A 14,784-nucleotide genomic window follows, 5' to 3' on the forward strand; every position below is an offset into this window, starting at 1 on the left:
CCACTCCAACGCCAGCCACGGCAAAAAGCCGTGGTTCGTGACGCTATACTCGCTGCTTTTGAAATGCCAAACACAAAGGACCTGTCCATGAAAGCGCTCGGCAAGATCCTGGGCCTGGTAATCCTCGGGTTGCTGCTCCTCATCGTCGCATTGGGCTTTGCCCTGACCCATCTGTTCGACCCTAACGACTACAAAGACGAGATCCGCACACTCGCTCGCGACAAGGCCGGACTCGAACTGAACATCGCCGGCGATATCGGCTGGAGCCTGTTCCCGTGGCTCGGCCTCGAACTGCACGACACCACCCTGGCCAGCGTGCAGACACCCGAACAGCCCTTCGCCGATCTGCGCATGCTGGGGCTGTCGGTCCGGGTACTGCCGTTGCTAAGTCGCGAAGTGGAGATGAGCGACATCACTCTCAATGGGCTGAACCTGACACTTAACCGCGACGAGCAGGGACGTGGTAACTGGGAAGGCGTGGGCCGCCCGGCCACTAGCGAAACGCCATCAGACGCAACGCCACCCGCAGAAGCCGCCGAGCCTGGGGATGACGAGCAGACGGCCGATAACGCCAGGCGCCCGTTGCAACTGGACATCGACAGCCTGACCATCAGCGACGCACGAGTGACCTACCATGATGCACAGACCGGACAGCAGTTCAGCGCCGAAGGCATCGAACTGACCACGGGCGCCATTCGCGAAGCCACTTCTATTCCAATCAAGCTCAACGCCTTTTTCGGCAGCAACAAGCCGGTCATGCGCGCGCGTACCGAATTGCAGGGGGCGTTGCGCTTCGATACCAAGCTGCAGCGCTATCAGCTCGAGGATCTGCGCTTGAGCGGCGAGGCCTCTGGCGAGCCATTGCAGGGCAAGACGCTCTCGTTCAGCGCCCAGGGCCAGCTGTTGGCCGACCTGGCTGCCGATATCGCCGAGTGGACCAGCCTCAAGTTCACGGCCAATCAACTGCGTGGTCTTGGCGAACTCAAGGCCCGTGATCTGCAGGACGAGCCAAAAATCACTGGCGCATTGTCGATCGCCGAATTCAACCTGCGCGAATTCCTCGAGAGCATCGGCCAACAGCTTCCGGCCATGGCAGATAGCACCGCCCTGAGCGAAGCCGAGCTGGTAACCCGCTTGGCCGGTACCGCGACCAGCCTGACTTTTGAAGAGATCAAACTGAATGTGGACGGCAGTACCTTCACCGGCCAGATCGCAGTCAGTGATTTTGCCAAGCAAGCATTGCGAGTCGACCTGAGCGGGGACCAGCTGAACCTCGACCGCTATTTGCCACCGCAAGCCAAGGAAGACCCTGCCAGCGCCGCGCGTGAAAGCGAAGTCAAAGCGACCCAAGCGGCAGTCATCGGTAACGGCACTACGCCGCTTCCTGACAAGCCGACCCAGCACGCCTGGAGCACCGCCACCGCTCTGCCGGTCAGCGCCCTGCGCAATCTGGACACGCGCGTCAACCTGAGCATCGACAACCTCACTGCAATGAAGCTGCCGGTCGACAACTTTGCGCTCAAAGCGCGCACCGCGGGCGGGCTGCTGACGCTGGAGCAGTTGCGCGGTGGGCTCTACAACGGCCGAGTTGAAGCCTCAGCCAGTCTCGATGTCCGACCGCAGGTGCCACTGATTACCGCCCAGACCCGCCTGGCCCGCGTCCCCATCGAAGGCCTTTTGCAAAGCCAGGGTGAACAGGTGGTGATCAAGGGCCTGCTCAACCTGGACAGCGACATCCGCACCCAGGGCAACAGCCAGCAAGCCTGGATCGACAACCTCAACGGCAAGATCGGCTTCATTATCGACAACGGTATCCTCGTCGATGCCAACCTCGAGCAGCAGCTTTGTCGCGCCATTGCCACCCTCAACCGCAAGCCATTGAGCAGCGAGCCGCGCGGCAAGGACACGCCATTCCGCGAGCTAAAAGGCAACCTGACCCTGCGCAACGGCGTCGCCAGTAACCCCGACCTGAAAGTCAGCATTCCCGGTCTCACGGTGAACGGCGACGGCGATGTTGACCTGCGCGTGCTCGGCATGGACTACCGTATCGGCCTCGTGATCGAGGGTGACAAGGGCGATATGCCTGACCCGGCCTGTGCGGTCAATGAACGGTATGTCGGTATCGAATGGCCGTTGCGCTGCCGCGGCCCGCTCGAATTGGGCGCCAAGGCCTGCCGCTTCGATAATGATCGCCTCGGCAAAATCGCCGCCCGGCTCGCCGGAGACAAGCTCAACGAAACCATCGAAGAGAAGCTGGGCGACAAGGTCAGTCCTGAATTGAAAGACGCACTCAAAGGCCTGTTCAATCGATGAGCCAGCAAGCATTAAGCGACGCGCAGTTCGGCGTCGCCGTTCTCGACTGGTACGACCGCCACGGGCGCAAGGATCTGCCCTGGCAGCAAGGCATCACCCCCTACCGTGTGTGGGTATCGGAGATCATGCTGCAACAGACACAGGTCAGTACCGTGCTCACCTACTTCGACCGCTTCATGGCAGCGCTTCCCACCGTCGAAGCCCTGGCCAGCGCCGCTGAGGACGAAGTTCTGCATTTATGGACTGGCCTGGGCTACTACAGCCGCGCCCGCAACCTGCACAAGACCGCCAAACTGATCGTCGCCGATCACGCCGGTGAATTTCCGCAAGACGTGGAACAGCTGGCCGAGCTGCCTGGTATCGGACGGTCCACTGCCGGCGCCATTGCCAGCCTGAGCATGGGTCTGCGCGCACCGATCCTGGACGGCAACGTCAAGCGCGTGCTGGCCCGCTATGCCGCGCTGGAGGGCTATCCCGGCGAGCCAAAGGTAGCCCGGCAGCTATGGGACGTGGCCGAGCGGCTGACCCCGCAAACACGAGTCAACCATTACACCCAGGCGATGATGGACCTGGGTGCGACACTCTGCACGCGCAGCAAACCCAGCTGCCTGCTCTGCCCACTGAAGACTGGCTGCCGCGCCCACCTGCTGGGTCGCGAGACCGAGTATCCAACTCCCAAGCCGCGCAAGACATTACCGCGCAAGCGCACCCTAATGCCGCTGCTGGCCAACCATGAGGGCGCCATACTGCTCTATCGCCGCCCTCCTACAGGACTTTGGGGCGGGCTCTGGAGCCTGCCGGAACTGGACGATCTGACAGCGCTCGACCCACTCGCCGCACGTCACGCCCTGCAGCTGCAGCAGCGCCGCGAGCTTCCCACCCTGACCCATACCTTCAGTCATTTTCAATTGTCCATCGAGCCTTGGCTGATCAGAGTCAAGTCAGAAGTCGGCGCCGTGGCCGAGCCGGACTGGCTCTGGTATAACCTCGCCACCCCGCCGCGACTGGGGCTCGCCGCCCCGGTGAAGACGCTGCTCAAGCGCGCCGCCGCCGAATTGAACGCAGGAGAGATGTCATGACCCGCACCGTGAACTGCCGCAAGTACAAAGAAGAACTGCCCGGCCTGGAGCGCCCGCCTTATCCCGGCGCCAAGGGCGAAGACATCTACAACAACGTTTCGAAGAAAGCCTGGGACGATTGGCAGAAGCACCAGACCATGCTGATCAACGAGCGCAGGCTGAACATGATGAACGCCGAGGACCGCAAATTCCTGCAGGCCGAGATGGACAAATATCTCTCCGGCGAAGAATACGCCCAGGCCGAAGGCTACGTGCCACCGAGCGAGTAAGGTATTCGCAACTTTGGCGCAGCAAGAGCCAGCGCCAAGGTTTGCTACCTCACCTAGAGGCAAAACCGCCCGCATATATCGCTAAATGCCCGTTCTAGCTAAATATTTTTCAAAGCCACGCTTGACAGGCAAACCCCAAATCCGTCTAATAGCGCCCCGTTGCCCAGGTAGCTCAGTCGGTAGAGCAGGGGATTGAAAATCCCCGTGTCGGCGGTTCGATTCCGTCCCTGGGCACCATCTATTAATTTCAGGTGGTGCCAAAACCACCCGAAAGCCCACAAGAAGCCCGCCCCGTGCGGGTTTTTTGTTGCTTGCAATTCCCTATGCTTCCCGGTAAGCCCAACAATTGTGCGCAGATCCAGAGTAGAGACGGTTCGGTCTAGAAAACTACTCACGGCGACACGACGGGACGCCCGAATGGCGCGGCTTGCGAGGGAGTTGCAATGGCCTTATCCGATAACACTATCCGCACCGCCCAGCCGAAGGAAAAGCTTTACCGGCTGACGGACGCCAACGGCTTGTGTCTGGAAGTGGCGCAAGCTGACTCCAAGCTGTGGCGCTAAAGCTACCGCTTTGACGGTAAGCAACGATGCTGGCACTTGGTGTCTGTCCTGCCATCACGCTTCAGAAAACCCGCCAGAAGCGCACCGCTGGGCACCCCACCCACACCGAACGGGTGATGCTGACCGATGAAGACGGCGTTACCCATAGCGGCGTCGCCCTGTACTACCTGAGGCGACCGAATGATCAGGCCGCCCTTACGCCACCCGACTGATGTATGCCTGGGCCTACTCGATAGACGCGCTATGTGCTGCTGCCAACGTGGTGAGCATCACGCGCAAGGCTTGACAGTTTTGGCTGGCCTAGCTCGACGGAGCGAGACGGAGCGAAAGAGCACTTCCCACCCGCCTGACCGGGCGATTCAGTTAGGAAGTGGGGCGCCCGCGCGCACCGCCAGGCCTTATCACCTCATCGCTACGACTTCTTTCTGAGCTAGGCTGATGCTAACGACGCGAGAGCTGAGCTGAATTGGTCCGGCCGCGTCGAACTGCCATGGAATGCCCCACAACGCAAGGAGTCGAAAGGTGCACAGGATTCTGTTGATTCTGCTGATCTGGCTGTTGTCGAGCGCCGCCCCGGCCAGCGCGGCGCAGTGGCGCTTCGTGACCGAGGACTTCCCCCCGTTCACCTATCCGGCTGACGCGCCGGTCAGCGAAACCAAAGGCGTTGCCGCGGCCGGTCCGTTTGTGGAGGTGGTCCATGCGATCTGCGCACGCTTGCAGCACCAGTGCACGATTGAGCTGTACCCCTGGCAGCGCGCATTCCGTCTGGCCGAACAGGGACTGGTGGACGGAATATTCACACTGACACCTTCACCGCAGCGCGAGCAGATGTTCCATATCAGCCGGATGCTGGTCACTTCTCGCTACAGTGTTTTCGCCCAGACCAAGAGCAGCTTCGTCTTCAATCGACCAACTGATGTGGCGGGACATTTGGTTGGCGTTTATGGCCCGTCTGGCACTTCTTATGTGCTGTCCGAGCGCCTCAAGCGAGTGCCTGACGTACGTCTGCACCTGACTACCAACAATCGCCGACTCTTGCGCATGCTGCAGTCCGGCCGCTTCGGCGTGGACGGTCTGGCGGTGCTCAATCAGGATGTCGCCTGGCATCTGATCGAGGAAGAGCGTCTTGCCGGTGTGCGTGAGGCTGGGGAGATGGGCCCGATCCGCTACGGCATCGGTCTCTCGCGCAAGACGGTGAGTGCAGCTCAGTTCGAAGCCTTCGAGCAGGTGCTGGATGCGGCAATAGCCGATGGCACGGTGCCGCAGATCCTGCGCCGGTACCAGCTCGAAGCCGCCTTCTGAGCGTTGCGCACGCCCTGGCCAGCGGCGGTTCGGCGTACTTCTCGCCATGCGTGACCGGCCGCCATTTCGCCAGCGCAGACGAACCATCTGAGACCTGGCGCCGATTAGGGCGTCGACCAGCCTGCTACCCTCGCCCGCCCCGAACCGCATGGATGCTCTCATGCTGCGCTATCTGCTTGCCGCTCTGCTCATCACTGCCATGCCTGCCTCTGCCGAATCGTTCGACTGCCGGGTGATCGGCATTGCCGATGGCAATACTTTCAGCTGCCAGACCAACATGGGCGACCGCCTCAGGGTTCGGCTGGCGGAAATCGATACCCCGGCGCTAAAGCAGCCCTATGGCATTCAGGCCCGGCAAGCGCTCTCCAGCCACATCATCGGCAAAAATGTGACGCTCAAAGTCAAGCGCCGCGATGATCTGGGGCGGACCCTGGCGCAAGTCAGCGTTGGCAACATCGACGTCAATTCTGAATTGGTCAGGGTGGGCGCCGCCTGGGCGCATCGTGGTCACCTGGACGACCGCAGGCTGCTCGACCTGGAGGCGGTCGCGCGGGAGTTCCGGCGCGGCCTGTGGTCATTGCACCAGACCGAACAACCACCAGCATGGGAATCTCGCGAGCAGACGCGCAAGAACCGCCGCCCCGCTTCGCCTTAGCTGGACGTTCAGCCGAGATGACAACTTGCGAAACGACCTTAACCGCAGCAAGGGATACGGGAAACCCATATCTTAATGCAAGTAATTTGCGTTTAGTTTACATTTGCGCTCCCTGAACAAATCCAACATCGGGAGCTTCACGTGTTTTGCAAAACCAGCCTGTACTTGTCTATCGCTCTTGCAGCCCTTTCCCTATCGTCCCTGCCAGTCGCTGCGGCAGATGAAGCGACAGAGCTCGAAGCAGTCACGATCAGCGCAACGCGCGCGCGCAGCGAGGCTGGCAAGACGCCACAGAAAATCACGGTGATCAGCCGTGAGCAGATTGAGCAACAGCTGGCGATCACCTCGGATCATGGCGCAGTGCTGAGCAACCTGATCCCGTCCTATTCGCCCAGCAGGCAGAAGATGAGCAGCGCCGGCGAGACGTTTCGCGGCCGCTCGGCGCTGATTCTCATCGACGGCGTGCCCCAGTCCACGCCGCTTCGCGACAGCCAGCGCGACGGGTATGTGATCGACCTGTCGATGGTCGAGCGCATCGAAGTCATCCATGGCGCCAGTGCTGAGCATGGCCTGGGCGCTACCGGCGGCATCATCAACTATGTCACCCGCCGCCCGGCCAGCGGCGCACTGCGCCAGCACGCAGGCGTCAGCTTTACCGCACCCGGCGATTACGAGTCCGAAGGGCTGGGCTACAAGCTTGATTACCGTGTCGAAGGCACCCAGGGCGACCTCGATTACCTCGCCGCCGCCAGTTGGCAGACCCAGGGCATGTTCTACGACGCCAATGGGGATCTGATCGGCGTCGACGACACTCAGGGCGACGTGATGGATTCGACCGGCACCGACCTGCTGCTCAAACTCGGCTACTGGCTGGATGACAACCAGAACATCGGCTTGATGATCAATCGCTACGAAGTCGAAGGCGAACACGAGTACGTCAACGTACCGGGTAACGCCAACGCTGAGATTCCCGCGACCTCGCGTAAAGGCGACCCGCAGGGCAAGGCTCCTCAGAACGAAACACTGGCCACCAGCCTGTCCTACAAGCATGCCGATTTTTACGGCAATGAACTGGGCCTGCAGCTTTATACCCAGCGATTTCGCGCCCGCTTCGGTGGCGGCACCAATGCCACCTTCCAGGACCCCAGCATCGCGCCGGCGGGAACGTTGTTTGACCAATCGCAGAACGAATCGGACAAGATCGGCGGCAAGCTGACCGTCAGCCGCGACGGCATGCTCGACAACCGCCTGATGCTTACCGGCGGACTCGATGTGCTGCAGGACACCACCAGCCAGCAGCTTATTCTCACTGATCGGGAATGGGTGCCAGAAACGGTGTTCCGCAACTATGCGCCGTTCCTCCAAGCCGAGATCCGCGCGCTCGACCAACTGACCTTGCATGCCGGTGTGCGGCATGAGTTCGCCAATCTCGACGTCGACAGCTTCCGCACCATTGCATCGACCAAACCGGTGGGTAGTGTCGATGTGGAAGGGGGCAACCCGACCTTCGAGGAAACGCTCTACAACGCCGGTGTGGTCTGGCAGATGAATGATTGGGCGCAACTGTTCGCCAACTACTCGGAAGGCTTCGGCATGCCGGATGTCGGACGCGTGCTGCGGGGCATCGGCACGCCGGACACCAGCGTCGACAACTTCCTCGACTTGCAACCGGTCGTCACCGAAAACCGTGAAATCGGCCTTCGCCTGAATCATGGCCCGTTCGACGCCGAGATCAGTTACTACGAGTCGGATGCCGAACTCGGATCGCGTCTGGACAGCGTGGGTGGGGTCTATCAGGTTCGCCGCGAGCGTACCGTAATCGATGGCATCGAGTTCACCGGTGGCTGGCAGATCACCGAGGCGCACCGCCTGAAGCTGATGTATGCACAGGTCAACGGCCAGTCCGATACTGACGATGACGGCAAGGTCGATACCGACCTGAATGGTGCGAACATCTCGCCGGATCGCTACGGCATTGCCTGGCAGGCCCGTTGGAACGACAAGCTGCACAGCCTGCTGCAGGCCAACCACTACGCCAGCAGGAGCTTCGACCAGCCTGGGCTGGATTTTGATGGGTACACCCTGGTCGATGCCACGCTGGGGTATCGCCTGCCGGTCGGCGAAGCCCGCGTGGGGATCGAGAACCTGTTCAACGAGGACTACCTGACCTACTACTCGCAGGCGGCCAATACCGGCTCGGACCTGACCCGCAACGGGCGAGTGTTCAACGGCCGCGGACGCACCTTTACCCTCGGTTATCAGGTCAGTTTCTGAGGCCATGGCCGCAGCCGCGACAAAGCCTGATAGGCAAGTTTCCAACCATCGATGGCCACGCCGCGCCAGCCTGGCGCTGCGTGTTGTATCGTCCATTGGTGGCGGCTATGCCTGCACGGTCGCGCTAGCCTCGGCAAGCGCGCAACTGCTGGTCCTGTTTGGCAGCATCGCGCGCAGCGAAGCGGTAATCCTGGCGGCAATGCTGGGCTTTATCCTCTACCTCGTGTTGCTCATCTGGAGTTTCAGCGAGCCCAGACTCTGGCGGGTCTGGGCGCTGCTGCTGACGGGCATCCTGATCGGAGGGGCACTAAGCCAATGGCTAGCTCCCCTGCTGGGGGCAGACTGAATGGCGCCTGGTAGCGGCTTTCGGCAGTCGATGTCATGGCTCCATACCTGGGCAGGCGTGCTATTGGGCGGCTTGCTTCTGGCCATTTTCTGGACCGGCTCCCTCTCAGTCTTTGATCGGGAAATCGACCGTTGGATGCAACCGGGTACGCGCCTTGCGCCGCCTCCCTCAGCGTTCTCGCTTGACCAGCTCGTCGTCCCTCATGCGCGCCAACTGGCGCAGGACGCTCCAGTCTGGAGCATCAGCCTGCCGACTCCGCGCGTGCCGACGCTTCAGCTTGACTATCAGCGCCCACAACAAGGGGCCGTGCGCCGTCATATCGATCCGCGTACCGGTGAGCTGTTGGCCGACCAGGGCAGCTGGGGCGGCACCCGGTTCATTTTTCCCTTCCACTTCAGCCTACACCTGGGCTGGCGCAGCATCGGTTACTGGCTGGTTGGCGCGGCTGGAATGGGCATGCTGGTGCTGCTGACCTCCGGCGTCGTGGCGCATCGGAAGCTTATCGCCGAATTCTTCACGTTTCGGCCGCGCAAGCGGTTGCAACGCAGACTGCTGGATCTGCACAACCTGACCGGTGTGCTGGTCTTACCGTTTCACGTCGTCATAACCCTGTCGGGTTTGATCATTTTCTATTCGATCTATTTTCCGGGAATCACCCAGGCCCTCTACCCACAAGGCCGGTCGCAGCTCCAATTGGAGGCACTGGGTAACTATTCACGCCCGGCGTCTGGACTGACCGCAGAAATCGCCTCGCTAGACAGCATGCTGACGCGCGCAAAGAGCGTTTGGGAAAGCAGCGGCACGCCTGGCCAAGCTTACTTCGTACGCGTCTGGCATCCCGGCGACCGTAACGCCTATGTCGAAATTCGCCGCGCCCATGCCAACGAGGTGACGATGAATGCCGATCGGCTGACGTTCGACGGCACAACGGGTGAGCTGCTACACCAGCACTCGGCCGCCCCCGTGGCTGGGGTGCAGCGCTTTCTGACGGGCCTGCATTTCATTCAGTTCGACCATTGGACGCTGCGCTGGCTCTACTTCATCGGCGGCATGAGTGGCTGCGTGTTGATCGGCACCGGTCTGCTGTTCTGGTCCGGCTCACGGCGCGCCAGGCATGAACGCCAGGGGCGCATTGGCGCACGGGTGGTCGACGCTGTGAGCGTGACGGCCGGCGCAGGACTGATTATCGCGACGCTGGTTTTCTTCGTCACAAACCGGCTGCTCCCCGCTGGTTGTGAGTGGTTTGGCCACAGTCGCGCTGAGCTGGAGATTTGGGCGTTTTACCTGAGCTGGCTTCTGGCACTGGCCCACGCTGCGTGCTACCCGGCGCAGGCGTGGCGCCAGCAATTGCAATGCGCCGCTGTACTGGCTGTTACAGCGGTGGCGCTTAATGCACTCACCACCGCTTTTGTACTGCCGCTCAGCCTGTTTTCCGGGTCTGCCGCTGTTGCAGGCATGGACATGATGCTGCTGGTACTCGCTGGGCTCTGCCTGCTGGCGTCACGAAGAATTCGAAGGGCCCAGATCTGCGCACCACTCCCCCCGCACCCTTCACGCATCGAGCCGCCTCATGCCTGAACTGCTCGCCTCGATGTTGGCATTTGCGCTTTGCTATGTCGCCTTCGCCCTGCTTGCACTCTGCCAGGCGCCGCATCGCAAGGCTGTCGATCCGCTTGCCCGGGCAGCCTCGCTTGCGGGTCAGTTTGCTCGATTGTTCGTGGCGGCAACGTGCCTTACCGCGGCGCTGATCCGCCTGCTGGAGGTACAGGGCAGCGGTTTAGGTGCGGTGCTCTGGGCGCTGCTGGTCAGCGCCTCCGCGTACACGTTGTCATTGACGTTGAGTTGGAAGCCCGGCTGGCTGCGCCTGTTGCTGAGGCGCTCCCGAACCGCCGGAAATACCCACTGAGCCGCGCCGACACCAAAGTCCCTCCACCATTTCGTGTCCGTGTCGTAACAGCCAGAACCCAGGTCGTATTTGGGCAACCCCCAACCTTACCGGTCAGTATAGTTTCAGCTGTCACCACGCTGAGACCTGCACTATGGACAAAACCAGAATGCGCTTGATTGATGCGGCGCTGAGACTGTTCCTATCACACGGCGTGCATATCACTGGGGTGACGGCCATCGCCTCGTCAGCCGGCGTGACGAAGATGACGCTTTATAGCCACTTCCCTTCCAAAGATTCTCTGATAGTGGCCTGTCTTGATGAGCGCGACCGGCGCTGGCGCGAAGAGGTCGCGCGCACCTTGGCGAAGCAACCCGACCCGGTCAGCGGCATGCTTGCGTTTTTCGACCTCTATCAGCGTTTCCTTTTACGAGACAGCGGGCGCGGGTGCTTGTTTGTCAACAGTGCGGCTGAGTTCCCGCAGCCGGACCACCCTGTGCGCCTGGCAGTCAGTCGGCATAAACAGGGGATTCGCGAGCACCTTTCAGCACTGGCCGCGCGCGCAGGCGTACGAGACCCTGATGTAGCAGCTGAAGGCTTGTTTATCTTGCTTGAGGGGTGTTTTGTCAGCGGCTCAATGAGCCAGGACACACCAGTATTCGATACGGCCCGCCGGATGGCTCACAGCTGGATCCAACAACAAGAATCACAGGAGCAAAGCGCATGACACTTGGCCTGCTGGCAGCAATCGCTGCAACCTTTTCCTGGTCACTGCTCTTTGTCTTTCCGCAACTGGTCGGCGATTACAGCATTTTCGATTTGGCCGTGGTGAGCTACGCCTTTGCCGGCGTGGGTAGCGCAATAGTGCTGTTTGTCTATCGTCGCGAAGTTCGCCAATTGCGGCTGAACGACTGGGCCTGGGCGGCGCTGCTGGGCTTCCTGGGTTATATCGGCTTCTTCTTTCTGATCACGACAGCGGTAATGGCTGCCGGTCCGGTGATTCCTCCGGTCATGATGGGTTGCGTACCTATCGTGCTCGCCATTGCGGCCAACTTGCGAAGCTCCAGCATTCCCTGGCGCGCGATTGCCGGCCCGCTGGTAATGGCAGCCCTAGGCATCGGACTGGTCAACTACAGCGTATTCAACGCGAGCGGGGCGATGGTGGACCGCCCAGCAGGCTCAATACTCTTTGGGCTTCTTGCGTCACTGTTAGCTATAGCATTTTGGACGGGGTTCGGCCTGTTCAATGAAAGTGCCCTGGCCCAACGTCCAAAGATGTCACCGATGCTGTGGTCAGCCATGCTGATCTTCAGTTGCGCCATTGAAATGCTGATATTTATCCCGCTAGGGCTCTACCTGGAGCTATCCAATTTCGCCATCCAGCCAGGCGAGGTGGCCGGAACCCAGGCGCTGATAATCAGTGGAATGGTCCAAGGCCTAGGCGCCACACTTGCCGCTGCCTGGGCATGGTCAGTCGCAACTCGTCGGCTACCGCTCGCGCTCAGCGGTCAGTTGATCGCCAGTGAAACCCTCTACGCGACTGCACTGGGTCTGCTGATCACACAGCGCTGGCCGTCTACTGCCGAAGCGGCTGGCACAGGGATGCTGTTCATAGGCGTTGTGTGGGCTATTCAGGCGTTTTACAGCAGGCAATCGCGCATCAAGAGCATGGCGGTTTGACGCAGCCGGGGTAGTTGGAGCCAACGAGGCGCGCCGGGATCTCGGCACACTCTCCTGCGGCGCGCCGCCAGGCACACCTCTGGGAGCCCAACCAGCGGCGAGAGCTCGGCTTGGGCTACTGGGCTCGGGAAAGCGCGTCCATCCGGCAGAGGGCTGGCCCTCCCCTTGAGCCCTAAACGCCCCGCAACCGCAATTTCTGGTGAGTATTCCTTGGCTAAACGCCGTCTACCCTTCTGATATCGGTTTCGCTTAGAGGACTCCAAGCGCGTTTCCGTACCCCGTTTCCAGCCAGCCAGAGGCCAGAAAACACATGGAAGCAAACAAAAAGCTACCCAAGGCCATCATCCTTTTCCCCGTCTTCATCCCCGCCGTGGTCGTCACGCTCCTTCTCGTCATAGGCACGATGAGCAACCCGGATCTGGCCGGCGAGGTGTTCAGCTCTACGCTGGCCTTCATCACCACCAATTTCGGCTGGTTTTACATGCTGTCGGTGGCGTTCTTTCTGGTGTTCATCGTCGGCATCGCCATGACGCCCTGGGGCAGCATCAAGCTGGGTCCCGACCATGCCGAGCCGCAGTACAGCTTTCCGGCCTGGTTTGCGATGCTGTTTTCAGCAGGGTATGGCATCGCGCTGCTGTTTTTCGGCGTCGCCGAGCCTGTATTGCACTATGCGTCGCCACCAGCGGGCGCGGCGGAAACGGTTGATTCCGCCAAGCAGGCCATGCAGATAGCATTTTTCCACTGGGGCTTCCACATCTGGGCGATTTACGGACTGACCGGGCTGGTCCTGGCGTATTTCTCGTTCCGCCATGGCCTGCCGCTGTCCATGCGCTCGGCGCTCTACCCGATCATCGGCGAGCGCATCTACGGCCCGATCGGGCACGTGGTAGATGTGTTCGCGATTCTCGGCACCTTGTTCGGCATCGCCACGACACTCGGATTGTCAGTCACCCAGATCAATGCGGGCGTCAACTACCTCTGGCCCTCGATACCGATCAGCATCAACGTCCAGATCATCGCCATCGCGATCATCACCGGCCTGGCGATCTGCTCGGTGGTCGCCGGCCTGGACAAAGGCGTTAAGAACCTGTCGCTGCTGAACATGATCCTGGCGATCGGGCTGATGGTGTTTGTATTTCTGGTCGGGCCGAGCATCTTTATCCTCGAGACCTTCCTGCAGAACACCGGCAGCTATCTGAACAACATCATCGAGCGGACCTTCAACCTGCAGGCCTACAGCCGCAGCGACTGGATCGGCAACTGGACGCTGTTCATCTTTGGCTGGACCATCGCCTGGTCGCCCTTCGTTGGCCTCTTCATCGCCAAGATCAGTCGCGGGCGGACCATTCGCCAGTTCGTCTTCGGCGTGATGTTCGTGCCGACCATCTTCACCTTTCTCTGGTTCTCGGTATTCGGCGATACCGCCCTGCATCTGATCATGGTCGAGGGCTATACCTCGCTGATATCCGACGTGCAGGCCGACAACGCCATCGCCCTGTTCAAACTGTTCGAGCTGCTGCCGATGACCTCCATCGCCTCCTTTCTGGCGGTGGTATTGATCATCACCTTCTTTGTTACCTCATCCGACTCCGGCTCGCTGGTGATCGACTCCCTGGCAGCCGGTGGCGCTAGCCATACGCCGGTGTGGCAGCGGGTGTTCTGGGCCAGTATCGAGGGCGTGGTGGCCTCCGCGCTGTTGCTGGCGGGCGGACTCAGCGCATTGCAAACCATGACCATTGCCAGTGCGCTGCCCTTCGCCATCATCATGATGATCGCGGCGCTGGGCATGTGGCGCGCACTGGTGATCGAAGGGCACCATGAAACCAGCCTGCAGAACCATATGCAGAGCAGTCGACTGGCGAGCAATGCTGGTCCCGGCCTGTGGAAGAAGCGCCTGGCCGGCCTGGTCAGCTTCCCTGACCGAGAGCAGGTCGACGCATTCATGGGCAGCACCGTACTCAAGGCCATGCGCCGAGTGCAGCGCGAGCTTGGCGGCCAGGAATGGACGGCCGAAGTGCACGCCGACGAGGCTAATTCGCGGGTGTATCTGGAAGTGATCAAAGAGGATCAAGTGGATTTCGTCTATGAGATCCGTGCAGTCGGGTACGCCATGCCAGCGTTCGCCCTGTCCGAGGGGCCGGACACTGACGAGCAGTACTTCCGGGCAGAGGTCTTCCTACGACGCGGCGGTCAGCACTACGACATCTATGGCTATGACCAGGCCGACATCATCAGCGACATCCTCGATCAGTTCGAGAAGTACCTGCACTTCTTGCACATCTCGCCCGGCAGCCTGCCGTGGAAAATGGGCGAGCATGACGAGATGCTCACAGGCGATACCGATCTACCCAAGAGCGAGCCTTCCTAGCCGCGCTCGCATCGACACACGGCCGGGCCAGCAGCCAGGGCTCGGCCGAA

General features: G+C 60.9%; 12 protein-coding genes, 1 tRNA gene and 1 pseudogene. All 14 read left to right on the forward strand.

Features of this window, described 5'->3' with window-relative positions:
* Positions 1-87: 87 nt before the first annotated feature.
* The 14 genes and pseudogenes from AAGW23_RS02225 (at position 88) to AAGW23_RS02290 (ending at position 14,734) form a co-directional block, all read left to right on the forward strand.
* The gene (locus tag AAGW23_RS02225) at positions 88-2,313 is read left to right on the forward strand and encodes an AsmA family protein (protein ID WP_342404720.1); all 2,226 of its coding nucleotides are present in this window, start codon (positions 88-90) and stop codon (positions 2,311-2,313) included.
* Positions 2,310-3,392, forward strand: a complete 1,083-nt coding sequence (mutY, locus tag AAGW23_RS02230) for an A/G-specific adenine glycosylase (protein ID WP_342404721.1) — start codon at positions 2,310-2,312, stop codon at positions 3,390-3,392. The genes AAGW23_RS02225 and mutY overlap by 4 nt, the downstream gene beginning before the upstream one ends.
* Entirely contained in the window at positions 3,389-3,661 is a 273-nt protein-coding gene (locus tag AAGW23_RS02235; protein ID WP_248494158.1) for an oxidative damage protection protein, read from the forward strand. The genes mutY and AAGW23_RS02235 overlap by 4 nt, the downstream gene beginning before the upstream one ends.
* A 161-nt stretch (positions 3,662-3,822) precedes the next feature.
* Positions 3,823-3,898 (forward strand) — tRNA-Phe (locus AAGW23_RS02240).
* A 206-nt stretch (positions 3,899-4,104) separates the two neighbouring features.
* Positions 4,105-4,307 (forward strand): annotated as a pseudogene (locus AAGW23_RS02245) (Arm DNA-binding domain-containing protein); the annotation flags it as partial.
* Positions 4,308-4,746: 439 nt separating this feature from the next.
* Entirely contained in the window at positions 4,747-5,526 is a 780-nt protein-coding gene (locus tag AAGW23_RS02250) for a substrate-binding periplasmic protein (protein WP_342404723.1), read from the forward strand.
* Between the two features lie 160 nt (positions 5,527-5,686).
* Positions 5,687-6,181: a thermonuclease family protein gene (locus AAGW23_RS02255; protein ID WP_342404724.1), complete on the forward strand. Its 495-nt coding sequence runs from the start codon at positions 5,687-5,689 to the stop codon at positions 6,179-6,181.
* Between the two features lie 141 nt (positions 6,182-6,322).
* On the forward strand, positions 6,323-8,455 hold the full coding sequence (locus AAGW23_RS02260; protein WP_342404725.1) for a TonB-dependent receptor: 2,133 nt from the start codon (positions 6,323-6,325) through the stop codon (positions 8,453-8,455).
* Positions 8,456-8,459: 4 nt separating this feature from the next.
* Positions 8,460-8,801, forward strand: a complete 342-nt coding sequence (locus tag AAGW23_RS02265; protein ID WP_342404726.1) for a hypothetical protein — start codon at positions 8,460-8,462, stop codon at positions 8,799-8,801.
* 30 nt (positions 8,802-8,831) lie between these two features.
* The gene (locus tag AAGW23_RS02270; protein WP_342404727.1) at positions 8,832-10,379 is read left to right on the forward strand and encodes a PepSY-associated TM helix domain-containing protein; all 1,548 of its coding nucleotides are present in this window, start codon (positions 8,832-8,834) and stop codon (positions 10,377-10,379) included.
* Positions 10,372-10,707: a DUF3325 family protein gene (locus AAGW23_RS02275; protein ID WP_342404729.1), complete on the forward strand. Its 336-nt coding sequence runs from the start codon at positions 10,372-10,374 to the stop codon at positions 10,705-10,707. The genes AAGW23_RS02270 and AAGW23_RS02275 overlap by 8 nt, the downstream gene beginning before the upstream one ends.
* 133 nt (positions 10,708-10,840) lie before the next feature.
* Positions 10,841-11,413 (forward strand): TetR/AcrR family transcriptional regulator, encoded by a 573-nt coding sequence (locus tag AAGW23_RS02280; RefSeq protein WP_342404730.1) that lies wholly within the window; start codon positions 10,841-10,843, stop codon positions 11,411-11,413.
* Positions 11,410-12,366, forward strand: a complete 957-nt coding sequence (locus AAGW23_RS02285) for a DMT family transporter (protein ID WP_342404731.1) — start codon at positions 11,410-11,412, stop codon at positions 12,364-12,366. Before AAGW23_RS02280 ends, AAGW23_RS02285 begins: the two co-directional genes overlap by 4 nt.
* 310 nt (positions 12,367-12,676) lie before the next feature.
* Entirely contained in the window at positions 12,677-14,734 is a 2,058-nt protein-coding gene (locus tag AAGW23_RS02290; RefSeq protein WP_342404732.1) for a BCCT family transporter, read from the forward strand.
* Positions 14,735-14,784 lie beyond the last annotated feature (50 nt).

It is taken from the genome of Stutzerimonas chloritidismutans (assembly GCF_038562055.1).
Classification (GTDB): Bacteria; Pseudomonadota; Gammaproteobacteria; order Pseudomonadales; family Pseudomonadaceae; genus Stutzerimonas; species Stutzerimonas chloritidismutans_A.

Coding starts and splice junctions, on each gene's coding strand:
- AAGW23_RS02265 (WP_342404726.1), top strand. CDS start 8,460: ATGGCCGCAGCCGCGACAAAGCCTGATAGGCAAGTTTCCAACCATCGA.
- AAGW23_RS02275 (WP_342404729.1), top strand. CDS start 10,372: ATGCCTGAACTGCTCGCCTCGATGTTGGCATTTGCGCTTTGCTATGTC.
- AAGW23_RS02235 (WP_248494158.1), top strand. CDS start 3,389: ATGACCCGCACCGTGAACTGCCGCAAGTACAAAGAAGAACTGCCCGGC.
- AAGW23_RS02255 (WP_342404724.1), top strand. CDS start 5,687: ATGCTGCGCTATCTGCTTGCCGCTCTGCTCATCACTGCCATGCCTGCC.
- AAGW23_RS02270 (WP_342404727.1), top strand. CDS start 8,832: ATGTCATGGCTCCATACCTGGGCAGGCGTGCTATTGGGCGGCTTGCTT.
- AAGW23_RS02290 (WP_342404732.1), top strand. CDS start 12,677: ATGGAAGCAAACAAAAAGCTACCCAAGGCCATCATCCTTTTCCCCGTC.
- mutY (WP_342404721.1), top strand. CDS start 2,310: ATGAGCCAGCAAGCATTAAGCGACGCGCAGTTCGGCGTCGCCGTTCTC.
- AAGW23_RS02285 (WP_342404731.1), top strand. CDS start 11,410: ATGACACTTGGCCTGCTGGCAGCAATCGCTGCAACCTTTTCCTGGTCA.
- AAGW23_RS02280 (WP_342404730.1), top strand. CDS start 10,841: ATGGACAAAACCAGAATGCGCTTGATTGATGCGGCGCTGAGACTGTTC.
- AAGW23_RS02225 (WP_342404720.1), top strand. CDS start 88: ATGAAAGCGCTCGGCAAGATCCTGGGCCTGGTAATCCTCGGGTTGCTG.